At 47.3% G+C, this 24,186-nt stretch carries 20 protein-coding genes; 11 read left to right on the top strand and 9 right to left on the bottom strand.

What is annotated here, in order from left to right; all coding sequences use genetic code 11:
• Positions 1 to 230: 230 nt before the first annotated feature.
• The gene (locus CWB99_RS19960; RefSeq protein WP_138552674.1) at positions 231 to 1,037 is read left to right on the top strand and encodes a DUF2989 domain-containing protein; all 807 of its coding nucleotides are present in this window, start codon (positions 231 to 233) and stop codon (positions 1,035 to 1,037) included.
• A 48-nt stretch (positions 1,038 to 1,085) separates the two neighbouring features.
• Here CWB99_RS19960 and CWB99_RS19965 read toward each other — a convergent pair whose 3' ends face one another.
• Positions 1,086 to 1,673 (bottom strand): MlaC/ttg2D family ABC transporter substrate-binding protein, encoded by a 588-nt coding sequence (locus CWB99_RS19965; RefSeq protein ID WP_138552673.1) that lies wholly within the window; start codon positions 1,671 to 1,673, stop codon positions 1,086 to 1,088.
• A 195-nt stretch (positions 1,674 to 1,868) separates the two neighbouring features.
• Entirely contained in the window at positions 1,869 to 3,470 is a 1,602-nt protein-coding gene (locus CWB99_RS19970) for a putative bifunctional diguanylate cyclase/phosphodiesterase (protein ID WP_138552672.1), read from the bottom strand.
• A gap of 226 nt (positions 3,471 to 3,696) precedes the next feature.
• On the opposite strand from CWB99_RS19970, the gene purM reads away from it, so the two are divergent.
• From purM to CWB99_RS19985, 3 genes are read left to right on the top strand one after another with little or no spacing between them, the layout of a single operon-like run.
• On the top strand, positions 3,697 to 4,749 hold the full coding sequence (gene purM, locus CWB99_RS19975) for a phosphoribosylformylglycinamidine cyclo-ligase (RefSeq protein ID WP_138552671.1): 1,053 nt from the start codon (positions 3,697 to 3,699) through the stop codon (positions 4,747 to 4,749).
• On the top strand, positions 4,749 to 5,411 hold the full coding sequence (gene purN, locus CWB99_RS19980; protein WP_054013897.1) for a phosphoribosylglycinamide formyltransferase: 663 nt from the start codon (positions 4,749 to 4,751) through the stop codon (positions 5,409 to 5,411). Before purM ends, purN begins: the two co-directional genes overlap by 1 nt.
• Positions 5,353 to 6,123: a DUF3108 domain-containing protein gene (locus tag CWB99_RS19985; protein ID WP_138552670.1), complete on the top strand. Its 771-nt coding sequence runs from the start codon at positions 5,353 to 5,355 to the stop codon at positions 6,121 to 6,123. The genes purN and CWB99_RS19985 overlap by 59 nt, the downstream gene beginning before the upstream one ends.
• A gap of 70 nt (positions 6,124 to 6,193) precedes the next feature.
• Here the strand turns inward: CWB99_RS19985 and CWB99_RS19990 are convergent, their stop codons facing one another.
• On the bottom strand, positions 6,194 to 6,958 hold the full coding sequence (locus tag CWB99_RS19990) for a class II glutamine amidotransferase (protein ID WP_138552669.1): 765 nt from the start codon (positions 6,956 to 6,958) through the stop codon (positions 6,194 to 6,196).
• Between the two features lie 630 nt (positions 6,959 to 7,588).
• On the opposite strand from CWB99_RS19990, the gene CWB99_RS19995 reads away from it, so the two are divergent.
• Complete coding sequence (locus CWB99_RS19995) at positions 7,589 to 9,139, top strand: hypothetical protein (protein WP_138552668.1); 1,551 nt, start codon at positions 7,589 to 7,591, stop codon at positions 9,137 to 9,139.
• Positions 9,140 to 9,289: 150 nt separating this feature from the next.
• Here the strand turns inward: CWB99_RS19995 and CWB99_RS20000 are convergent, their stop codons facing one another.
• Complete coding sequence (locus CWB99_RS20000; protein WP_138552667.1) at positions 9,290 to 9,943, bottom strand: hypothetical protein; 654 nt, start codon at positions 9,941 to 9,943, stop codon at positions 9,290 to 9,292.
• A 71-nt stretch (positions 9,944 to 10,014) separates the two neighbouring features.
• Between CWB99_RS20000 and CWB99_RS20005 the strand changes: the two genes are divergently transcribed.
• The 3 genes from CWB99_RS20005 (at position 10,015) to CWB99_RS20015 (ending at position 14,973) form a co-directional block, all read left to right on the top strand.
• Entirely contained in the window at positions 10,015 to 10,422 is a 408-nt protein-coding gene (locus CWB99_RS20005) for a nuclear transport factor 2 family protein (RefSeq protein WP_138552666.1), read from the top strand.
• 494 nt (positions 10,423 to 10,916) lie between these two features.
• Positions 10,917 to 13,331: a TonB-dependent receptor gene (locus CWB99_RS20010; RefSeq protein ID WP_138552665.1), complete on the top strand. Its 2,415-nt coding sequence runs from the start codon at positions 10,917 to 10,919 to the stop codon at positions 13,329 to 13,331.
• 73 nt (positions 13,332 to 13,404) lie between these two features.
• The gene (locus CWB99_RS20015) at positions 13,405 to 14,973 is read left to right on the top strand and encodes a tetratricopeptide repeat-containing sulfotransferase family protein (protein WP_138552664.1); all 1,569 of its coding nucleotides are present in this window, start codon (positions 13,405 to 13,407) and stop codon (positions 14,971 to 14,973) included.
• Between the two features lie 92 nt (positions 14,974 to 15,065).
• On the opposite strand, the gene CWB99_RS20020 is transcribed toward CWB99_RS20015, so the two are convergent.
• From CWB99_RS20020 to CWB99_RS20035, 4 genes are all read right to left on the bottom strand, one after another.
• Positions 15,066 to 15,734 (bottom strand): GntR family transcriptional regulator, encoded by a 669-nt coding sequence (locus CWB99_RS20020; RefSeq protein ID WP_138552663.1) that lies wholly within the window; start codon positions 15,732 to 15,734, stop codon positions 15,066 to 15,068.
• A 187-nt stretch (positions 15,735 to 15,921) separates the two neighbouring features.
• Entirely contained in the window at positions 15,922 to 17,415 is a 1,494-nt protein-coding gene (locus tag CWB99_RS20025; protein WP_138552662.1) for an aldehyde dehydrogenase (NADP(+)), read from the bottom strand.
• A gap of 54 nt (positions 17,416 to 17,469) precedes the next feature.
• Entirely contained in the window at positions 17,470 to 18,471 is a 1,002-nt protein-coding gene (locus CWB99_RS20030; protein ID WP_138552661.1) for a 4-hydroxyproline epimerase, read from the bottom strand.
• Between the two features lie 4 nt (positions 18,472 to 18,475).
• Positions 18,476 to 19,390 carry a dihydrodipicolinate synthase family protein gene (locus CWB99_RS20035; protein ID WP_138552660.1) on the bottom strand — a complete coding sequence of 305 codons (915 nt, stop codon included), beginning with the start codon at positions 19,388 to 19,390 and terminating at the stop codon, positions 18,476 to 18,478.
• A 203-nt stretch (positions 19,391 to 19,593) separates the two neighbouring features.
• Between CWB99_RS20035 and CWB99_RS20040 the strand changes: the two genes are divergently transcribed.
• The 3 genes from CWB99_RS20040 to CWB99_RS20050 all read left to right on the top strand — a co-directional run bounded on the left by CWB99_RS20040 (position 19,594) and on the right by CWB99_RS20050 (position 22,483).
• On the top strand, positions 19,594 to 20,859 hold the full coding sequence (locus tag CWB99_RS20040; protein WP_138552659.1) for an NAD(P)/FAD-dependent oxidoreductase: 1,266 nt from the start codon (positions 19,594 to 19,596) through the stop codon (positions 20,857 to 20,859).
• Positions 20,860 to 20,881: 22 nt separating this feature from the next.
• The gene (locus tag CWB99_RS20045) at positions 20,882 to 22,096 is read left to right on the top strand and encodes a M24 family metallopeptidase (protein ID WP_138552658.1); all 1,215 of its coding nucleotides are present in this window, start codon (positions 20,882 to 20,884) and stop codon (positions 22,094 to 22,096) included.
• Between the two features lie 183 nt (positions 22,097 to 22,279).
• Entirely contained in the window at positions 22,280 to 22,483 is a 204-nt protein-coding gene (locus tag CWB99_RS20050; RefSeq protein ID WP_138552657.1) for a hypothetical protein, read from the top strand.
• 59 nt (positions 22,484 to 22,542) lie between these two features.
• On the opposite strand, the gene CWB99_RS20055 is transcribed toward CWB99_RS20050, so the two are convergent.
• Positions 22,543 to 23,775 carry a carbohydrate porin gene (locus CWB99_RS20055; RefSeq protein ID WP_138552656.1) on the bottom strand — a complete coding sequence of 411 codons (1,233 nt, stop codon included), beginning with the start codon at positions 23,773 to 23,775 and terminating at the stop codon, positions 22,543 to 22,545.
• Positions 23,776 to 24,186 lie beyond the last annotated feature (411 nt).

The raw sequence follows: 24,186 nt of genomic DNA on the forward strand, positions 1-24,186 counted from the left end.
AAATGGCTGCAATTCTCCACCACTTACTGAGAATTGTTACTGTAAAATTAACTCCACAGTTAGTCTTGTACAGATTGGCCTGCCACATCAGCATTAAAATATAAGAAAAACAGCTGAGACGCGCTTTGGTCGCAATCCCTTGCTACACTTGAGGTAAATAAAGGGTGGTCAGAATTGACGAAATTGGTACTATACACGCGCAACAACAAAGACTTGGAGTACGTATAACAATGAGGTGGTGGCTAATATCAGGCCTGTGTATTACGACAGCGTTGCTCAGTGGCTGCGATGACACAATCACGCTGAATAAAATTTGCACAGAGACCCCTGGGTTTTGTGAAGATCTCAATAAAGATAGCCATTGTAAAGAGGAACGTGCAAAGGTGATATTTGCGCGTTATCACGAATACAAAGCGCCTACTGATGACAATCGATACACTTTGCTGAAAAATTTTGAACAATATAACGAGTGTGTTTCTCTGGCCGCACAAATTGAGCATATCAAACTAAAAGAAAAAACCACGTCACGCGTTGAAGGTCATCTGACTAGTCTTAAAGAAATGACTCGGATCTATCAGGACACAATCAACACAGAGCACCCCGGCCTGCTTTATTATCACTGGTCCAGACGGAACAACCGACTCGCACTGAACAAGCTGTTGAATATGCAAGATCAGGACAATGTGAAAAGCGACCCGGAAATACAACTGTTTCTTGCGACTTTTTACGCGAAAATAGACGACGACAAAACCATTGATATTCTGTACCGAGTGCTTGAACTTAACAAAGCGGGAGAAACCCCAGATCCCGAAGTGTTTGCCAGTCTGGTGAGTATTTTTTATAAGCAGCAGAAGTATAAGCATGCATATACCTTTGCCCGCGTGGCACAGCTATCTGGTTTTGAGGATATTGACATCCTGCCAGTGGAACATAAGCTTTCTGCAGGCGGCAGAGACTTGGGTGCTCTGGATACGCTGGCGGCAAAAACCTGGGAAGAGATCAGCAATGGGGAGTTTCTCTCCCCGAGAGATTTCTAACGTCATACGGATTTATCTCAGCCTGAGTAGCCAACAATGGCTACTCAATTAACTTTTGGCATTCAGCTCCGCCGTCACCTTAGCCAGGCCCACTTGCGAGATACGCACCGAGATTTCTTTTTGTTTAGCACTCAGTAAGGAAATTCCCTCAGCAACCAGATCATATACTCTCCATTGCCCCTTTTTGCTCTTGCGGAACTTAAAATGGATATCAATGTCAGGGCCCGAAGGTTGCATAATTACCGCTTTCACGGTTGCATACTTGCTTTGTTCATCCATAGGCATAGACTCAAACTTTACCTGCTGGCCTTTGTATTGCATCAGCGCACTCGCATAGCTCACTTCCAGATAATGCTCAACCGCCGAAATAAACGCAATGGCCTCGGGCTTTTTAAGGCCTTTTATGTGTTTACCCAGCAATTTATAGGACACAAACCGAATATCAATATGTGACATCAGATGCGCCTTAACTAATTTGCGCATCTCTTGCGGGCTGGCCTGACCATCTTGGTTGATTTGCTTGATATCTGAAAATAGCGTTTCCCCCACCTCATTGATCAGCGCCAAAGGTGCTTGAGAGGCCCACGTCAGGGATGAAAACAACAATAAGAAAATTCCGACAATTACCTTGTTCACGTTCGTTCCTCGATACTTTTAAAATTTGACTTCCTGGTCCGGCTCTAACGCAGTGCATTGAGTCAGATGGTGTGCGCTATTAACTGTAACGCTAAAGTCATGTTGAGTGTGTGAAAAAGTGTATGGAAATCGTTCAAGTTCAGTATCAGGTCAGGTTGATTAAGTTGCTGAGGTTAGCGCAGGGTTGACAGCAATCTACCTTTTAAGGACCTTTTTAACCACCCGGTGAGAATGTAGCCACTGTTTTGCACTCTCGCGTTCAAGCGCTTCACTAATATAATAGCCCTGTAAGTAATGGCACCCTTTACTGTTAAGGTAAGCTGCGGTTTTACTGTTTTCAACCCCCTCAGCCACCACAGAGCAACCCAGCCGGTTAGCCAGATAAATAGTTGTCTCGACGATTGCCTGATCCTTGTCGCTATCCAGACAACTTGTAACAAATGAACGGTCCACTTTAATCTGGGAGATCGGTAACTCCCTGAGCATGGAAAAAGACGAGAAACCAGTGCCAAAGTCGTCGATACTGACCGAGAACCCCATGTCAATTAACATCCCTATCATATACTTAGCCTGATCAACATCGTCCATGACCATACTCTCTGTTAACTCAAACACTACACAGTTAGGCCTGACATTGTATTTTGATTGAAGTTCAACAAGCTGGTTAATCAGGTAACGGCCATGAAAGTCCTGGCAGGACAAGTTGATATGCACGGTCACGTTTGGCTCGATGGTTAAAAAGTGGCTTAATTCGCTGAATACCCGCTCAATTACAAATGTGCTGATCTGTTTTATATAATTGTTTTTTTCGGCAATAGGAATAAAGGTCATCGGGCTGATAAAAGCGCCGCAGGTATCGCGCCAGCGAAGCAATGCCTCAAGTCCATGCACTTCATTACTGTGCCCACAAACAAGGGGTTGGTAATAAACCTCCAGTTGATTGCTATTAAGCGCCCTCTTTAACGCGTTGAACAGTTCAAACTCGGCTTCCACCCCATCATGCAAAGTTTGGTCAAATATCACCAGGCTTTGACGGCTGCTTTTAGCGGCATACATTGCAATATCAGCGTGCTTGAGTAGTTCGGTAACTGACGGTTTTTCCTCTACACAAAAGATACGTGCACCTGCGCTGTAGAATACGTCGACCTGAACATCATCAACCACCAGTCCGTCAGAAAATGTTTTTAGCAGCGCATTATTGAGCGCAAACAACTCAGTCTCACTTGCCGAGTACGTGACAATCACGAACTCATCTCCACCCATTCTGAAGACCTTGCACCCTCGGGTATCCAAAGACCGTATTTTGATTGCAAATGCAATGAGCAGTTTATCACCAAAGAAGTGCCCGAGCGCATCATTGACTTGTTTAAAGTTATTGATATCCAAGAGCAACACACTGAACGCACGGCCTTTGGTAATGCACTGCTCAATGTGCTTGGTACATTCCTGACGGTTTTCGAGTTGTGTAAGTGAATCGTGGCGAGCCTGATAGCGCTCACTCTCTGCGATATCCTGAAGCTGAAGTAAGCTGGCACGGCTAAGCCGAACCACCACAATAACAAACACAGCGCCTAGCATCAGGATCACGGACAAACCCAATACCAAAGGCGAGTCATTCTCGGTGCGATAAACTTGGTGTGCAAAGGCCAGATAACCACAGATAAAAAATAACACCAGCGCAAGTAGCACCTGCCAGCCTCTGTTTTGTGCAATCCGGCAGATATGGGTTGCAGGGAACAGCGCCGCTACCAATAGCAGGAACCCAATCACAATAAGGCCTAAGCTGAGGTTTTCCACATCTACCACGTTCGCACTGACTGAAATGTACTGAGTATAGTGAACAAATCACTAACGCGCGCAGCTGATACAAGGGACGGCCACCTTGATAGTGAGCAATTGGCGCCACCAGCTACCTGGGTTATCCGGGTTTATGCTAACCAAATCGACTAGCCGCACTGGCGCATTTGATGTAAAATACGCGCGTTTCTAAGCAAATCCATTCTGTTATTTTTGAGGAAAACCTGTGAGCGAACAAAAACAGTCTCTTAGCTATAAAGACGCAGGCGTTGATATCGATGCGGGCAATGCATTGGTTGAGCGCATTAAAGGGGTAGTTAAAAAGACGCGTCGCCCTGAAGTGATGGGCGGTATTGGCGGCTTTGGCGCATTATGCGAACTACCAACCGGATATAAAGAGCCTGTCTTAGTTGCTGGCACAGATGGTGTGGGTACTAAACTGCGTCTGGCCATCGATCTTAAAAAGCACGATACCGTAGGTATCGACCTGGTTGCCATGTGTGTAAATGATTTGATAGTGCAAGGTGCTGAACCCCTATTTTTCCTTGACTATTACGCAACAGGCAAGCTGGATGTTGATACTGCAGCCGACGTGGTGACAGGTATTGGTGCCGGCTGTGAGCTGGCGGGCTGTGCCCTGATCGGCGGTGAAACAGCTGAAATGCCAGGCATGTACGAAGGCGAAGACTATGACATGGCCGGTTTTTGTACCGGTGTTGTAGAAAAGTCTAAGATCATTGATGGTACTAAAGTTGCCGAAGGTGACCAACTTATCGCCCTTGCTTCAAGTGGTCCGCACTCAAACGGTTACTCGCTGATCCGTAAAGTACTGGAAGTCTCTGGCGCTGATACCAGTGAAGAGTTTGCAGGCAAACCCCTGTCTGAACACCTGCTTGAGCCAACACGTATCTACGTTAAGCCAATTCTGGAGCTGCTGAAAGAAGTAGACGTACATGCTCTGTCGCACATCACAGGCGGTGGTTTCTGGGAAAACATCCCACGCGTACTGCCAGAGTCAGCCAAAGCAGTCGTAAAAGGCGATAGCTGGGAATGGCCAGCAGTGTTCAACTGGCTACAAGAAAACGGCAACATCAGCACTCATGAAATGTACCGTACTTTCAACTGTGGTGTGGGCATGATCCTGGTTGTTCCTGCTGACAAACTTGCTCAAAGCTTGGAAATCCTGAAAGCACAAGGCGAAAACGCCTGGCACATTGGTGAAATTCAAGCTGCAAATGCAGGTGAAGAACAAGTTGAAATCCTGGGTGGTGCCGAGTAATGGCACCCAACCGATCTCCAATTCGTATTGTTGTGTTGATATCTGGAAGTGGTTCCAATTTGCAGGCCATTATGGATGGCTGTCAACGCAACGACATCAATGGCGAGATCTGTGCCGTCATCAGTAATAAAGCCAACGCGTACGGGCTGCAAAGAGCCCAACAAGCGGACATTGAAACGCAAGTGTTAAGTCATAAAGACTTTGACAGCCGCGAAGCCTATGATCAACGTTTGGCGCAATTAATTGACTCTTATAATCCAGATTTAGTTGTATTAGCTGGATTTATGCGTATTCTAACCGCAGACTTAGTGCAAAAATTTAAAGGAAAAATGTTGAACATTCATCCTTCTTTGTTGCCTAAGTACCAAGGGCTGAATACCCACCAAAGAGCGATTGATGCAAAAGAAACGTTTCATGGCGCCAGTGTTCACTTCGTGACAGAAGAACTAGATGGTGGACCGGTCATCGTACAAGCTAAGGTGCCAATCCTGGCTGATGATACTGCGCACACGCTGTCACAGCGGGTTCATGAACAAGAACATATAATCTATCCTTTGGTGGTCAAGTGGTTCAGCGAACACAGACTAACGATGGAAGCAGACTATGCCGTTTTTGACAATCAACCCCTTCCAGCTCAAGGCGCAACCTACCCAGAAGAATAAAAAATACAGCGCTTTACTAATAGGTTTAAGCGCTGTTTTCTCATCTTCCTTATTCGCCAGTGAGCTAGTCCCTTACAGGGCAGAGTATGACGTCCTACGCAAAGGCGAAATTCTTGGTAACGCTATCAGAGAACTCTCTAAAATCTCTAACGACACCTACTCACTTAATTACGAAAGTGATATCGAATGGATGATTTTCACCGATCAACGGACCGAAAGCTCCCTCTTCACCTATCACGATAAAATTCCTAAATCGCTACTTTATACTTTGAACACAAAAGGCACATTACCCGATAAAAGCTATAAGATCCGCTTTGACCGAGAAAACAAACAGCTCTTTAAAAGCGATGAGAAATACCCTATCAATGCCGACTGGAACGAAAAGCGTCAGGATGTTTTGTCTTACCAGATAGCTTTGCGCAACGATGTAAAAGCCGGTAAAACCAAAATGAGTTACCCCATCGTGGATAAAAATGGCAATGTACGCAGCTACGATTTTGAAGTAATTGGCACCGAGGCCATCACACTGCCTATAGGCAATGTGGAAACCATAAAAGTTAAGCGCCTGTACGACAACAACAAGCGCCAGGCAGTAGCCTGGCTGGCACCAGCGTATCACTACTCGGTTGTACAAATGTTTAAAGGTAAAGATGGCGTGGAGCAGTTTATGATCCAGCTAAAGAGCTTTGATGCAGAGCAACTGGCTGAGTAATACAAAAAAGCCCTGATAGTCAGGGCTTTTTTGTGTCATTGGCTCTGAGAACCTGCTTTAATGGCAGGTGCTATATTTTCTCACCAAGCTTAAACAGCACATATTCACCGGGCTGCATTTTGGTCCACTCTTCGTCATTGGTCAGCGGTCGGGTGGCAATCACGGTCACCACGTCATCCGGAGTGGTTTCTTTTTGAAAATCGACCACCATATCCGCATCAATGAGTGTTGCCTTACCAAAAGGTGCACGACGCGTGATCCAGTGTAGATTGTTAGAGCAATACGCCAGTACAAATACGCCATCGGTCAGCAGCATATTGAAGACTCCTTTGTCCATCAGGGTCTTTGCCAGCTTGGCGGCGTAGCGAAATACAGTCGCCATGTTTTTTGGCCGTTTCGGGTATTTTTCACGGATCTTGTCCAAAATCCAGCAAAACGCCAGCTCACTGTCAGTGTTCCCCACCGGCTTATAAAACTCGGTAGTCAGGTCTTTATAATTAGACAACTGGCCGTTGTGGGCATAAGTGATCTCCCTGCCCCACAGCTCACGGGTAAACGGATGGGTATTCTCAAGGCAGGTTCTGCCGCGGTTGCCCTGGCGAATATGGCTGATCACCGAGACACTCTTAATCGGATAGGCTTTAACCAGTTTAGCAATTTCCGACTGACAGCTTGGCTCAGGGTCTTTAAACGTCCGACACCCTTTACCCTCGTAAAACGTGATCCCCCAGCCATCTTTATGCGGCCCGGTATTCCCCCCACGCTCCAGCAATCCGGAAAAACTAAAACAAATATCTGTGGGTACATTGGCAGACATGCCCAAAAGTTCACACATAGAATAAAAAGCCTTTAAATTTCAAATATATCGACCTGAGACATTCTCATTTTTAATTTCTGGTCTTAGTGTTGGTCACAGTTTGTGATTATGCTGACCAAAATGCTTGTGTGCCAAATTTTATCACCAAGTAGCAGAGGGTACCAATGCGCAATTTGTATTTATCTTAGTCAGCCACAGTAAAATGCAAACTCTGGCTCAGCGTTACTCCTGTGACTTCACAAGAGCGAGCTTTCATTCAGTGTTCAATGGATAGTGACGATTCTATAGGCTATTAGTTTATTTTACCTTTGGCATCACCCTTTATTACTCAAGTTCCCCTGCCCAGTCCCTGACACACCAACTCGTTTCATAGTGCATGGTATCAGGGTTAGTTCGAACAAAAGTACATATGAATTAAGAATATTGCACTCAGGCTGGTAACAACTGAAAGTGATATACGAAATTACCAAACGAATCACTTTACAGGTTGAAAAAATCTAACTTACTTTTTAATTACAAATTCACATAATTTGGTTACACTCGTTCGCGGGAATTCACTCCCATTTGATAAATGAATATTTCATAAAGAGTACAAATTATATTGAGTAAACGGTTATTTAAACCGCAAAAAAAAAAGGAAAGTTTTAAATGATTTTAGCTAGGTTTCTAACTCTAATCCTTGCTGTTTTTACCTCCATTTCATATGCAAGTGGAAATGAAAGTAGTAACGAGATCTTAAAACCCCAGGTTCTGGGCAATTTAATTCAGCATGGTAACTTTGAGAATGAGAATTTATTCAGATTCCCCTCTAACAGCAGCAACGTTGCTTATTTAACAGACCAATCTCCGATCAGCGGAAAACAAAGTGTAGAGGTTCACTTTACAGACTTTGACGTCTATAGCCCTTACTACCACAGATATGTTTTCCCTGAAAATACTCAGCTCTCGAGCTTACACTTCAGTGGTTTAATAAAAATGATCTCCGGGTTCGATACAGAATCTATAATTGCCGAGGCTCATGTCACTTATCATAGCGATGGACAATACCCTTACACTTATGAACGAGTAACACTCTCCGGTGGTAATAACTATAACACACCTTTCAATGTTAATTTGCCACTGGATGAAACCAGAAAGATCAAACTAGTGCATTTAAAATTCATGCATAACAGGAATCAACGCGACCTGTCTGTAATTATTGATGATCTGGCACTTCATACAGTTCCCAAAGGGTATGATAACTTGATCCCTCACGGTGATTTTGAAAGTGAAAACTTATTCAAATTTCCTTCAAATAGTAATAGTTCAGCTTATATAACCAACCAGTCCCCTATTATTGGCGAACAAAGTGCAGAAGTACACTTTACTGATTCCAGTGTGTATAGCCCTTACTACCACAGATATGTTTTCCCAGAAAACACACAGCTTTCAAGTTTACACTTTAGTGGCCTAATACAAATGACCGCTGGTTTTGATACTGAGTCTATAGTTGCAGAAGCTCATGTTACCTATCATAGAGACGATCAATATCCTTATACTTATGAGCGTGTAACATTATCCGGAAATGGCAGCGCAGTTACGCCATTTAGTGTTAACCTGCCACTGGATGAAACAAGAAAGATAAAGTTGGTACACTTAAAGTTCATGCATTATAAAAACAGCCAAGACATGTCCGTGCTTCTTGACGAACTTGCCCTTCACGTCGTTCATAAAGAGCGCCTTAATTTAATTCCTCACGGCGACTTCGAAAATGAAAATTTATTTATATTTCCATCAAATAGTGATGGCGTTGCCCATTTAACAAACCAAGCTCCCATTAGTGGTGAACAAAGTGTACAAGTTCAATTTACAAACTTTAGTGTATACAGCCCTTACTACTATACCTACGTATTTCCTGAAAATACCAATTTAAAGAGTTTGAATTTTAGTGGGCTTTTACAAATGCTTTCCGGTTTTGACACTGAATCTGTGATTGCAGAAGCACATGTCACTTTTCAGCGTGACGGTAAGTACCCCTACACTTATGAGCGGGTAACGCTATCTGGTAACGGTAATGCCGTGACGCCATTTGACGTCCACTTACCATTGGACGAGACCAGAGCGGTGAAACTGGTGAACTTGAAGTTTATTTATACTCAAAGTCAACAAGATGCAACTGTCCTGCTGGATGATTTAACGCTAAGTGTAATACCCAAGTGATACATTGACACGCAATACCCTCAATGTTCTTTCAAGGGCAGCAGTCGCTGCCTTTCTCCCTCAATTTGAGCATGAACACTCAATGTCTCTTTAACTCGCGATGAATATCAGTAACATCGGTTCAACTTCTGACTGTCACCTATTCGCTCTTCAATTCAAAGATAGTCGATGTGCCCTTATCCGCATATCCACATACCAGTTGTCGCTACCTTCAATGTGCTTACTGCTTTCCCAGACAAACCCCTTGTCGCTGATCTGACTAAAGCGAAAACGTGCGGGTTGTAGCTTGCCGTTTGGCAGGCGCTGTTCAACTTCAAGATGAACACCTTCTTTATCTCTGTGTGCAGTAAATGGGTTCAGGGTTGCGCTCATTTGCACGGGTAAGAACACCTGATGCCAGCGTTTGTCCTGAAGTGAAAAGGTTCTGAGTGTTCTGCCTGCGTAGGTTACCTTGCCCTGTGCATCCAGCAGGCTGAAATCGTCCACTACCATTTTATTGTCAAAGGCGTATTCGGCTTGCCAGCGACATGGGGCTGAGAAAAATGTCTTCCCTTGCGGATCCAGCTGCTCATAGCGGCACTGCCAGTGTCCTATCAAGAACGCGTAGTCGCTGGCCGCTGCAGGTGGCCCTGGGTAAAGCTCGGCGCTTTTTAAATGAAAGGAGCAGACAACGAGCAAACATAAAACTAGACGTCGCATAGTAAGATCATCAATAACAACACGGACTTTCAGTATGCCGACAAATATCAATACAACCAAGTCTTTGCAGTGTTTTTCTCTAAGTAGCGCGGATGGATGTTCCATTGGTGCAACCCGTTAAAACCCGACTATACTTGAGGCACCACTTTCGCACACAATCACAATAAGCACATGCTATGGCACACACGCTTACGTCCGAACAATTAGCACGCGGCTGGATACAAGCCTGGATAGACTGGGATATGGCATGGTTGAACACCTATCTTGCACCAGACTTTCTGCATATTAGTCCATTTGGCCGGTTAGCTGGTCGCGAACACTACCTGAACACAGTGGCACCTCTGGCGGCTAAGAGTGTGCAAAAGCTAACCATAGTTTCGGTGATTGCCGGACCAGATGAGTCTGCCATCTGGTTTGAAAACCACACTCCAGCTGGGGTTATTCCTTCTTGTGACTGGCTGACGATTAAAAATGGCACAATTAGTCAGATCCACTCTTTTTACGACAGTGCCCATGTGCGTGATACGCTGACTTCAGAGGAGCAAAGTCAGCTGAATACAACTTCGCCTCCCAAGTCATCCTAACGTGCATAGTCGTTTTGCAACCCTATTCAGTAACAATGCTCACGCAGGCGCACTCATTGGCATACTTATTCACCTTTCATATAAAACTAACCATAACAACCAGCCGTGCCCCTTTGTGCTGACATGGCTATACATCAAGCCTTTCAATAATATCTGTGAAACGGTGAGGTTTTACACTCAGTGCATACTTTTTCGCTGATAAAAATACTGAGCAACGATCAACCAAAACACAATTCGCATAATTAATTCAAATAACTGCATATAATGACCAGATAAAAGATAAACGAACCCACAAAACCGCAAATTATCGCGAAAATTTTTTTATTGAAATTTCATGCATGAATTTGCCTAAAAACCCGTTGATAGTGAATATATTTGCAAATATAATAAATATTAATTCACGTACCTTTTTCAATGATCTTGTTACCTGATTCACTTTATGCTTTCTTAGTTTGCATAAAAACAACAACCAGTACATTTCAGGATGCGCTACAATGCTAAAACCTAAACTCATTTCTCTGGCCATCGCCGGTGCGCTGCCAGGCTCGCTACTGCTGTCATCCGCAGTTAATGCCGACGAAGCCGGTGTGCAAGAAAAATCACTCGAAGTTATTCAGATCACGGCAACCCGACGCAGTGGTTCTGTACAAGATGCTCCGCTCAACATTACTGCGCTTGATGCGGACGTAATGAAAGATCAGAACATCGGTGAGCTGGCCGATGTTGCACGCTGGGTACCGGGGCTAACAGTGACGGATCAGGGGGGTCGTTCAGGCTCACCTATCATAGTACGGGGCCTCAACACCAACTCATCAGGCCCCGGCTCTGATGGCGGTACAGTTGCTACCTATATCAATGAAATTCCGGTGTCACTGGATATGCGCCTGACTGATGTAGAGCGAGTCGAAGTATTGATCGGCCCTCAGGGTACCCTGTATGGCGCAGGCACCTTAGGTGGTGCCATTCGCTACATGCTTAAAGCACCTGAGTTAGATATCACCACGGTTCAGTTGTATGGTGATATGTTTCAGAACAAAGAAAGCGACTCTGTAGGCGGCGAAGGCGGTTTTGTCTTTAACGCTCCCATCATCGAAGATGAACTGGCGCTGCGTGCCAGCCTGAATCACTATAACGACCCGGGGTTTATCGATTACAACTATGTGGTACGCGAAGCCGGTGTATCAAAAGCCGATCCCGACTGGACAGATAAAAGTGCGGTAGATAACAACCTTCGACGGGTTGCTGACGCGAATGGCGAAACCACCACCACAGGGCGCATTTCTGTGCGCTGGAAACCAAACGACTGGTTTGACGGCACGCTCAACTACTTTTATCAGAAACAAGAAAGTGAAGGCCGTTCTATCGTGCATTATCAGGCACTCAATCCTGCAAACGGACTGAATGATCGCATCGGTAAGTACGAATCAGGTTATCGCTACGAGGAGCCCAGAGACAAAGAAGATGATCTGCTTAGCCTGGAGCTAAAAGCCGATCTGGGCTTTGCCGAACTGGTCTCAGCGTCGGGCTGGTCGAGCTTTGAAGCCGACGGTCAACGCGATCAAACTGACTTGCTGATCCGCCTTGATTACGGCTATGAAGAATTCCCCTCTTTCTCCGCATTTACCCGCGAAGAAGAAGAGGAAGATACCTTCACTCAGGAAATCCGCCTGGTATCACAGGGCGACTCCGACTGGAACTGGATTGTTGGCGGTTTCTACAACAAATTTGAAAGTGATGCCAGCAGTAAAGAATTTACCCCAGGTTTTGGTGAATTTGCCGTTGCCAATTTTGGTGGTGAGCAAACCCGTCCTGACAATCTCGAGTACTTTTCTATTGACCGAAGTGAAGTAACCGAACAAGCACTGTTTGGTGAAGTTGGCTATCAGGTCTCGGACAAATTAACAATCACCCTTGGGGCGCGTGCTTATAAATATAAGGTCAGTGCAGAGTCAGGGGTTGATTTTCCGCTGAGTAACACCTTGTTTAATGGCGCCGATCCCAACACTATCGAGATAGTTGTTAGTCCGGTTGAACCGCAAGATGATAGTGGTAACCTGTTCAAGTTTAATGCGAACTATCAGTTTACAGATTCTGTTATGGCCTACATTACCGCCAGCGAAGGGCTTAGAATTGGTGGCTCTAATGGTATTTCGGCCTGTGAAGAAGGTGACTCTAAAACTCAGGTTGGCTGTGCCATGCCAAATGAGATGCTCTATGAAGCTGACACAACAACAAACTATGAAGTGGGTCTAAAGAGTACCTGGTTAAAAAACCGCTTACACTTTAATGCGGCACTGTTTAACGTTGACTGGGACAATGCCCAAATCTCTGGTGCCACTGTTATCGGGCAACTGCCTTATACATCCAATGCCGGTTCTGCCAATGCCAAAGGGGTTGAGATATCCACGCGTGCTATTGTGAATGATTATATCAGTATGTATGCAACCTATGCCTACACTAAGGCTGAGTTAACCGCAGATGCACCTTTCCTGTTTAATGTCGACGGCACAGATGGCGCCAAAGATGGCGACAGGCTGCCAGGTTCTCCGGAACATCAGTTCTCGCTGGGCGTAAACTACTCTACAGAAGTGATGGGTGATAAGACCTTAGATATCAACTATGGTTTAACCGCGCAGAGCGATATCATTTCCAAAGTAGGTTTGCGCGATAGCGGCGAAACCCTGTCTGGTTATGGGATCAGTAACCTCTCTGCCAAGCTGACCGGCGATATGTGGTCTGCCACTTTGTACGTAAACAATTTATTCAATAAGTATGCGTTTACCTCTGTGCGCCGGGATGTTCGGGATATCACCACCTCCAATGGTGCTGAGATCCAGCGTAACTATGGCCATTACCTCAATAAGCCTCTGACAGTCGGGATTAAGTTCGACTATCAATTTGAACTTTAGTAAATTTAACTCTCCCACTCCCAGGCTCATCCATAGTGATGAGCCTTTATGTTATTAAAAGTGACCAATCAGGATGATATCAATCCAGCAACGACATAAAAGCGCCGTGGCAGCTCTGAATCAGGGCCAGCTGGAAACGGCCCATCAGCACCTTGTACACCTGTTGCGCGATGCGCCCGACTATGCCGACGGCTACTTTCTGCTTGGTGTGATCAACCTTCAGGTCGGGCAGTTAAAAAAGGCAGTCAGGCTGTTTGAAAAAGCCCTGGGGTTGCACAGCAGCGATGAGTACCGTGCGCAATTAACTAAATGTTATGCCTTGCAGGGAGAGCTGTCGCTGGCCCGCAAAACCGCAGAGCAGACAAACCCGGGCTCACTCACCCGAGCACTCGATGCCGACACCTTTGGCGTGGCGCTCAGCCATGTGGGGTTGCATGAAAACGCACTGGCCTTTTTCCGCCAGGCTCTGCAACTGACCCAGAATAATCCCCAGTATTATTACAACTTTGGCGTCAGTGCGAAATTTGTCGGACTGTTTAATGAGGCTGAACAAGCCTTTGAGCAGGCACTCGCACTGGACGTTGATCACCACAGAGCCCATTTTGCGTTGTCAGATCTAAAAAAAGCGACCCCTGATGCACATCATATTGGGCGTTTACAGGGAGCCTTTGAGCGGGCAAGCTCCCCTGAATCCCGATTGCACCTGGGTCATGCTCTGGCCAAAGAGTATCAGGATCTTGGCAAATTTAATGACGCCTATCATGCACTACAGCAGGGCAAAGCAGCATTGCATGCGGCACGCCCATTTGACCACAAAGGCAATGAAGCACTCTTTGAGCGCATTCAGAGTCTCAGTCAGGCTGAGCCCTATGATCAGCACGCCGACCACTCAAGCCGTGAGCCCATCTTTGTACTGGGTATGCCGCGCTCCGGCACCACTCTGGTTGAGCGGATCTTGTCCAGTCACAGTGAGGTGATGTCAGCCGGTGAGCTGCAAGATTTTGGGATCAGTGTGAAACGTCTGGCTCAAACCACCAGCCAGACCGTACTGGATCCCACTACCCTGGAACAGGCCTATAAATGCTGTGCGCAGCAACTTGGACAAACTTATCTGGATGCGACCCGGGTAGTCACGGGTAGTCACGCCCATTTTGTTGACAAGTTACCCTTTAATTTTTTCTATGTTGACTTGATCCGCCGGGCACTGCCTAATGCCAAAATAGTCTGTCTGATGCGTGACCCTATGGACACCTGTATTGGTAATTTCCGCCAGCTTTTTACCATCAATAACCCCTATTACGCCTACTCATTGGATCTCATGGATACGGCGCGATTCTATGCCCACTTTTATCATTTAATGCAGCACTGGAAACAACTCCATGGCGAGCAGTTTTATATGATGCAGTACGAATCGCTGATAGATAATCCTGAGCAAGAAATCTCAAAGCTTTTGGCTTATTGCGAGCTCCCCTGGCAAGACAGCTGTATGCACTTTCACCTTAACGATGCGCCGGTATCGACGGCCAGTAAAGTACAAGTACGAGAGCCGCTCAACCGCCGGGCAATCGGGCGCTGGAAACGCTTTGCGCCTCATACTGATGCCGCCAAGGTGTTTCTTAATGAACAAGGGATCTTATTCTGACTTTAATATGAAGGCTAGCCAGCGTGCATTGTGCTCTGGCTAGAATGCATCTTTTGCTTACCCGCTACGTGCAGGGTTAAATGTCTGTGGACTTACTTCGCTTCCTGTTCAAGGCGCAGCAGCAGGGCTTTAATGTCGTCTTTGGCACCTATAATATGCTTTTTCAGAAACTCACAGGCACCGGCTTTGTCTTTTTCGTGGCACAACTTAAGTAAGGTGCGATGCTCTTCCGGCGCCGTTTTCAAACCACCAGCAAGCAGTATATGCATACGAACATACCGTTCTGAATTTTTACTGTACACGTCGACCAGCTCACGAGTCTGAGGGCGCTCAGCTCGGCTATACAGTTTGCGGTGAAATTCGGCATTGAGTTTACCCGTTGCCAACTGCGTATCACCAGCATCGGTCGCTTCTTCCAGATCGGCCAAAATCGCTTCAGCTTCAAGCAGGTCTCGTTTGGTTAGATTTTCAATTGAATGGCTCAGTAACTCCGCTTCCAAAATCGCGCGCAAATCAAAAATCTCATCAATTTGCTCAGCGCTCAATCGGGTCACGGTAGCCCCTTTGTGTGCTTCAAAGTTTACCAAACCCTCCGCTTCTAACTGCAGCAGCGCTTCTCTGACAGGGATCCGGCTGACATTCAGTTCATCGGCCAGTGCAGCCTGACGTAAAGGTTCTCCGGCTTTAATTTCGCCACAGAGGATTTTTTCTCGGATCGCTTCCGCAACCAGTTGAGTTCGGGTTTTATGTACAATCGCCATAGGGTTAATTAATTATTATCATTGGGATACATTATACGTGCATTGCCATAAATTGCACGCTGTGAGGCGCATAGTTCGCGCTCTATGAGATGATATCATGATCAAATAGGCGGTTGCACAAGCTAAGGAACAAGCTAATGCAACCGCACTCCACGGGGGTTACAGACGTTCTATCTTCTGTGATTGCCTAACTCTGTACACACAATGGTCGTAAGAACCGCGTCATCGCTTGTATCCCAACAGAAGTCGAACGGACATCCGTCGATGACGGATACGGTCCGCCATGATTCATCGACCCGCACACCTCAACACCAGTTGGCATCTGGCCAAAGATGAGGCGGCCTACTTTGTAGCTCAATTCATCCAAAAGCGTTTCCTGCACCGCGGCTTCCGCCTTAGTGGCATGCACACTGGCTGTTAACTGACCTTCCAGTTGCTCTACAACACGCAACAGCTGTGCTTCATCACGATATCGAACGATCAGGGCACTGGGACCAAACACTTCTTCGTGCAAGCTGGCATCTTTGATGAAATCTTCCGCCTCACAGGCAAACAAATGGGCGTTGGCATGAAAAGGCTGGCTCTGCTGAGCACAAGCCAGTGTGCTGACACGAGGATTGCGCTTCAATTCACCCATAGCTTTATCAAAACTACCCAAAATTCTGGGCGTTAACAAAGTATCCGATGGTGCGGCTTCAATTGCCCTTGCGGCCGTCGCTTCAAACTGAGCTTGTCCATGAGGAACCAGCCACAGGCCCGGACTGGTGCAGAACTGACCATTGCCCATCAGCAAAGATTGCACCAATGCTGTGGCCAGTGTTGTGCCCTGCGTTTGTGCATACTCAGGCAAAATAAGCTGCGGATTAACGCTGCCCAATTCACCATACAGGGGGATCACTTCTTCTCGCTGATGGATGGTCTCAAGCAAAGCTTTGGCTACATTCAGCGATCCGGTAAATCCAACCGCTTTAACCGCCGCAGCACCAACCAGTTGATGGGAGAGTGCGTAGTCTGCGCCCTGGATCATCGAAAACACGCCATCTGGCATTTGGCAATCACGAATGGCACGCTCAATGGCACGCGTCATTAACTCACTGGTACCCGGATGTGCGGTGTGGCTTTTCACAATCACAGGACAACCCGCGGCCAGTGCAGCTGCCGTATCACCACCTAACGTCGAAAAAGCGTAAGGAAAATTAGATGCACCAAAAACCGCCACCACGCCGACAGGCAAATAACGCAATTCAGTAGCAGGTTTAGGTAAGGGGGCTCGGTCTGGATCTGCGGGGTCCTGACGTGTCAGAGCCAGTGGTGCCAAATCCTGTTCAAGCGCTGCAGCAAATGCGTTGAGTTGAGTTATCGTGCGCATGCGCTCGCCTTCCAGCCTGGCTCTGGGTAGCCCGGTTTCCAGCATAGTGGTTTCAATCAGCTCATCGCCCAGCACAAGGATCTCTTCGCCAATTTTACGTAAAAAGGCTGCACGCTGCGCATACGCAATTCGGCGATAGGTTTTAAATGCGGTTTGCGCTTTAGAAATTGCGTCGTTCAGCTGTGCATGATCGGCATTAAAAAACGCCTGATGATGTCTTTCATTGGTTTGCGGGCAAAACGCAAAAAACTGCCCATTGTCTGCATTACCGCGCCATTGCCCGGCAATAAAACTCTGTCCTGTCAAAGTCATGGCTGTCTCCTTAAGACAAATGATGTGAGCAGGCTGATATCAGCCTGTTCACGGTTAAAGCACCTGAAACCCGAATGCATATGGGTCGTCGTCATCCACGGTAATACAGTTATGCCCTGTCACACGGGCCCAGCCCTGAATGCTGGGCAAAATGGCACTGTGACCGGCAATTTCTGTGGTGCCCTCGATGCGACCAATAAACTGGCTGCCAATGTAGCTTTCGTGAATAAAGTCCTCGCCACTTTGCAGTGCGCCTTTTGCAAACAGCTGAGCCATACGCGCACTGGTACCTGTGCCACACGGAGAGCGATCTATCGCTTTGTCACCATAAAACACCGCGTTGGCGGCACTGGAATCAGGCTGTTTGGGGTCCCCTGTCCACAACACATGAGAGGCACCGCATACCGTCGGATCGAGTGGATGTACACAGGCAATCTGCGCATTGACGGCATCACGGACTTTAGGGCTCATCGCCAGCAGCTCAGCGGCGCTCGTCGCATGCGTGCCTTTAAAATTGCCCTGAGGTTCAACAATTATGTAAAAATTCCCCCCATAGGCAATGTCGATCTGCAGCTCCCCTATTCCGGGAACTGAGACCACCTCATTCCTGTGTGCCAAAAATGCGGGAACATTAAACAGCTTGACCCATTCCACCTTGCCATCGCGCATCGAATAATAAGCGTCGACCCGCCCGGCAGGGGTATCTAACCTCAGACGCCCTGGCTCTTTTGGTGTTACCAGCCCCTGCTGCAGCGCAAATGTCACGGTACCTATGGTGCCGTGCCCGCACATGGGCAAACAGCCAGAGGTTTCGATGAACAAAATAGCTACGTCACCGTCTGCTGTGGTAGGTGGATACAAGAATGACCCCGACATCATGTCGTGCCCTCTGGGCTCAAACATCAGTGCACGACGGATCCAGTCATATTCGGCCAAAAAGTGCTGGCGTTTATCACTCATGGTCGCGCCTTGGAGCTGTGGATGTCCACTGGTTACCAGCCGTACCGGGTTGCCACAGGTGTGCCCGTCAATGCAGAAAAATGTTCCCTTATTCATAGGCTTAATCCAGATTAAACTTGCTTAAATCAATCCGGTTAGTCAGTGCCTCATCATACAAACGACGAACATAGGCTTTCTCATCTTCGGTCAGCGGTAAACGCGGAGAGCGAGTCACTTCACTGCCGCGTCCAGCCAGTTGCTCTGCATATTTGATGCACTGTACCAAAGTTGGGATAGTGTCCAGACGTAGCAAAGGCAAGAACCAGCGCCACAGCTCACGCGCTTCTTCGTAACGGCCCTGCTGAGCCAGCTTGTAGATAGCAACGGATTCACGGGGAAATACGTTTGTCAGGCCAGAGATCCACCCGGTTGCACCCAGCATTAAACTTTCCAGTGCGATATCATCTACCCCGCCGAACACCACATAGCGATCACCAAAGGCCGAGAACAATTCGCTGATCCGGCGAGTGTCTTCTGTTGCTTCCTTCACAGACACGATATTGGCTTCTTCAGCAAGGATTTTCATGCCTTCAATTGAGACATCCACGCCATAAGTCACCGGGTTGTTGTATATCATGACAGGCAAGGTGGTGTTGCGTGCAACCTGCTGATAATGGTGGATGGCCTCTCGCTCTGTAGAACGATAAACCATGCCAGGCAGTACCATGTAACCGTCAACACCGATTTCTTCAGCGTCGCGCACAAACTCAACAGCCAGTGCTGTGGTCGTTTCGGCCACACCCGAAATAACGGGTACTCGTCCTGCAACCACTTCTTTTGCTGCACGCAATACATCGCGTTTTTCCTCAGCACGTAGCGAGCAGTTTTCACCCACTGTGCCTAATACAATAATACCGTGCACCCCTTCTTCAATCAGGGTGTTGATCATCGCTTTGGTGGTGTCAAAGTTGATGCTTTCGTCGTCATTAAACTGGGTCGTTACTGCGGGATAGACACCCTGCCAATCTACTTTCATGATAAGTCCTCTGCTTAGTTTGTGCTTGCCATCATAGGTATATTGTATACAATAATCAATATCCAAATTTAAGAAAATTGCCAGAACGTCAAAAATTGCGGCACACAAATTAGTAAATCAATGAAAATTATACGGTTTATTTTTTGGTTAGCTTTACAGTGGCATCTGGTTGATAACATGCAATCTGACAAACGAGAATAACAATGACACATTCACTTCAAATTGCAGTTGTGGGAGCTGGTGTAATTGGCTTGTGTAATGCCTTACAACTCGCCCGTCAGGGACACAGTGTCACACTGTATGACCCGGCAGGTATTGGTGAGCAATGTTCGCGGGGTAATGCCGGTCACTTCGCAACCGAGCAAGTCTTTCCGTTGGCTGACAAGGCCCTGCTGCCTCGCTTACCCATGATGCTGCTCGATAAGCTCAGTCCCCTGCGCATTGATCACAAATACTTTATTAAAGCACTTCCCTGGCTGAGCCGCTTTTGCCTGAATATGCTGCCGGGCCGGTTTAAACGCCATACCCGGGCTTTGCGGGCACTAAACGAAGCAGCCTTACCGGCGTTCAGACAACTTTTGCAGGAGGACTTTGAGAGCAACATCAGCCTGCGTGGCAGCCTGCTGACCTTTGAACATGACAGAATCAAAGAGATCCGCGCCATACAGCATAAATACCAGCAACAAGGGGTTGCCGTTGAGTTGCTGGACCGCACGCAACTCTTTGCGCTGGAGCCAGGCCTGAGTCGCCGTATTCACTACGCGCTGTATTTTACCGAAGTGGGCCATACCTCCGACCCTTATCAGCTAAGTCAGGCTTTATTTGAGCAGTTTACAGCACTGGGAGGAACCTTCGTTAAGTCCGAAGTATGTGCAATCACCCCCCAGGGTGAGTGTTCAAGCAGCCCTGATCTGGCTCAGGTAAAGCTAACCACACTGACACAAGGTTGCCGCACTTTTGATCGGCTTGTATTGGCCACCGGGGCATGGAGCAAAACTCTGTGTGCTCAGCTTGGCTATAAACTCCCAATCGAAGCAGAGCGTGGTTACCACACTATGCTATCGGTCGCCTGTGGCCTGAGCCGCCCGGTGGCTTCTGCCGAGCGCCAGTTTATCATGACCCCCATGCAACATGGTCTGCGTCTGGCAGGAACCGTGGAGTTTGCAGGCCTGAACACCCGCCCTAATTATGAGCGTGCAGAGATGTTACTGACCCATGCCCGGGCCATACTCAAGGACAACGACACTTTGCAACAGGGCGAACACTGGATGGGACCGCGGCCCTCATTACCCGACTCTTTGCCGGTGATAGGACAAGCTCCGCATCATCCGAGCATTTACTTTGCACTGGGACATCAGCATCTGGGCCTGACTCAGGCCGCAATCACCAGTGAGCTCATCGCACAGTGCATTGCAAATCAACCAACAACGCTGGATATTGGCCCCTACAGTATTGCGCGTTTTCAATAACGAATAACAAACAGGAATCACTATGAAAGGCATAGGTTACCAGAATCGTGAAGCGGCACTGGCTGCATTGACAGATATGACACAGGATGTGGTTGCAATTAAACCCGAAGAGTATTTACACCGCATAGAAACAGCGCAAGCCTATATGCGCCAGCACAATATAGCTGCTGTTTATCTGAATGCTGGCACTAACTTAAAGTATTTTACGGGGTTACAGTGGTATCCGAGCGAACGTATGGTCGGCGCTATTTTGCCAGCACAAGGCGAGGTACAATTTATCGTACCGTTTTTTGAAGTCGGTTCGATCAAGGACTACCAGGTGATAGAAGGCCCTATGCATACCTGGCAGGAAGAGCAGCCCCCCTACAGCCTGTTGACCAAGGTGCTGACTGATCAGGGCATTGCACCTGATGCGACGCTGGGCATTGATGAAAGCGCCGCTTTTTTTATCGCCGATGGCATTCGTCAGGCCGGACCGGCGCTCAACCTGATCAACGCCAAGTGCGTCACAGCCCACTGTCGCATGCATAAGTCTGACTCAGAGCTGGCCCTTATCCAGCGGGCCATGGACATGACGCTCGCAGTGCACAAAGCAGCAGCCTCGATACTTCATGAAGGGATCACCACCACGGAGGTGGAAGCCTTTATCAATGAAGCGCACCGTAAAGTGGGGGCAACCGGCAGTTATTTTTGCATTGTGTTATTTGGCACAGCCACCTCTTTTCCGCATGGTGTAAAAGACCCACAGACGCTAAAACAGGGCGATGTTGTATTAATAGATACTGGCTGTAAGCTCCATGGCTATCTGAGTGATATTACCCGGACCTATGTATTCGGTGAACCAACAGCGCATCAACGCACCATGTGGCAACACGAAAAAAATGCCCAGCTCGCCGCATTCGAGGCCGCGCAAATTGGCACTCCTTGTGGCGATGTCGATTTTGCCGCACGCAGCTACCTCGCAGCACAAGGACTGGGACCGGATTATCAGTTACCTGGCTGTCCACACCGAACCGGTCATGGTATTGGTCTGGACATTCATGAATGGCCGTATCTGGTAAAAGACAATCCGCAGCCGCTGGCGGCCGGTATGTGCTTTTCTAATGAACCTATGCTGGTCCTTCCGGGTGAATTTGGCATCCGACTGGAAGATCATTTTTATATGACGCCGAACGGACCAAAGTGGTTTACCCAACCTGCGCATTCAATCGACGATCCATTTGGGTTAAATAACTAATCAACTTCAGGCGCCGTGCTCCATACGGCGCCACATAAACCAACCTGCTTTACGTCTTCGCACGCAACACAGGTTCACTTCAAATGGCATTGAGTGATTAAATACAGTGGGCGGCGCACCCAATCAACCCAAAAAAAGACGCTGCCCGAGACGATTACATACCCATATCAACAAGGAATAATCATGAAACTAAAGGTTAAAAAGACCCAACTAAAACGTTTATCGGATAAACACGCTGGATTGGCAAAGCACGCCACACCTCAGGTTGCTGGCGGTCAGCAACCTGCGTCTATTTCTGCAGGCGTGTTATGTGTGATTACATCGCTGGTGGACTGCTCGCAGCAGTGCTCAAAACAGGCTTGCTCTGGGGATTACTGCAAGCTGTAATTCAGTCTGCACGGCACAACCTCTGAGCTGAATACTCAGAGGTTCTGTAGTGTTCGGGATTAGAAGTAATAGCCTACATTGATGTTAAAACGGCGCTCAAAACCCTCACTGTCACCTACAAGCGTGCCACCAACAAAAGGTTGATTTTTGGCATGTACCAAATCGACATAGGCAAATACAGGGCCTGCCGCCACAGCCATACCGGTGATGTTCATCCAGGTGTTTGCGCTGTCATCAGATTTGCCATGCATCAAGCCAAAGTCATTATAAACGGTCAGCTCAGTTAGCGGTCCAAACTCAACCTGCCAATCATAAGACACGCCCATGGTCGTCGACGAAGCCTTTGCCGCTATGGTGTCGTACATCGCATTTGCAGCAACCGCAATCTGGGTAAATTCATCGACCTGATAATCATACTCGGTGTGTTGAAAATGAACATACCACTGGTGATATCGATTAGACGCATGCATAGCCCAAGCGTGATAATTGCCGGCCCGGGAGATGCCATTGTCCAGACCGCCATGCAGTACTGAGAATCCGATCTGGGTAGTACCAAAAGCATGATCCAGCTGATAGGCAAATCGCCCTGCCAGAGTGTTATACTCAGCCAGCTTTTGTTCCGGCGTATCGTAAACGCCCTCATCCGCAGTGCGCAGACCTACGATATCCACCGAATACCGGTCTTTGCGATCCTCCGCCGCACCATCTATGCCACCGTGATCGTCGTTTTTGAAAAAGGCCAGATCCAGTTGCCAGTTATCCTGCATAGTACGTTTGAACACCAGACCTAAATCATAGTCCTCTTCCAGACCAACGAAATAATTGGGTGTCATAAAGTAGCTGTGTGATGCAACCGGCGTATTACCAAATGGTACGGGAACCAGGCCGAGCTGAGCCTGCCACTGCGGTGTGAGGTCGTAGTCCAGGTAAGCAAACTTCACAACCCGCATGTAGTCATGAAATCGCACTTCCGCATTGATACCGATATCAGCAACCTTACCTGATAAATTAATACGAGCCAGGTCAAAGTCGATGTCACCACCACGACGCTCACTGTCCTGATCGTAGGAGTTCATACCATAATTAAAGCGAATAGCACCGCCTACCTTTACACCCTGCTCAGCAGGTTTATTGTCCGCTTCTTGTTGTGCTTCAAGCTGTACCACTTTTTGCTGCAAATTAACAAGTTCACGCTTCAGCGTATCTAACTCTGTCGCGTTCGTATCAACGGAGGCAGAGCCAATGATCAGGGCACTCGAAAACAAAATAGTGCGTCGGGAATTAAATGACATAGAGACACATTCCGGGGTAAAGCTAAAAAATTCGCGCAAGCCTATATGACAACGCTGACACGTTCAAATTAAAGAATTTCGCCCGAATGTAAGGGATGTAAAACACTGTGCAATGGAGGTTTCAGTTTGTAAATTCTGTAGTGAAAATGCAGTTATGCTGTTTTATCTTCTTACCTAAAACATCAAGAGAACCAAGAAGAATAAAGCTAATTATCAATTACTTATATATACCCCGTGAGATACCGCCCTCATTAAAGTTAGTGAATAGTTACCAGTAAACGGTTTATTGGCAATTCTGAGCCATTTTTAGCCCAGAAGAATTGTTCGAACAATTTTCACCCGCTCTGACCGCTGGCAACCTGCCGCTTACCGCACCCGGTGACATTTTTGACCAAAACGCGCTAATCTGTG

The sequence above is a fragment of the Pseudoalteromonas rubra genome, assembly GCF_005887095.1.
GTDB classification, from domain to species: domain Bacteria; phylum Pseudomonadota; class Gammaproteobacteria; order Enterobacterales; family Alteromonadaceae; genus Pseudoalteromonas; species Pseudoalteromonas rubra_E.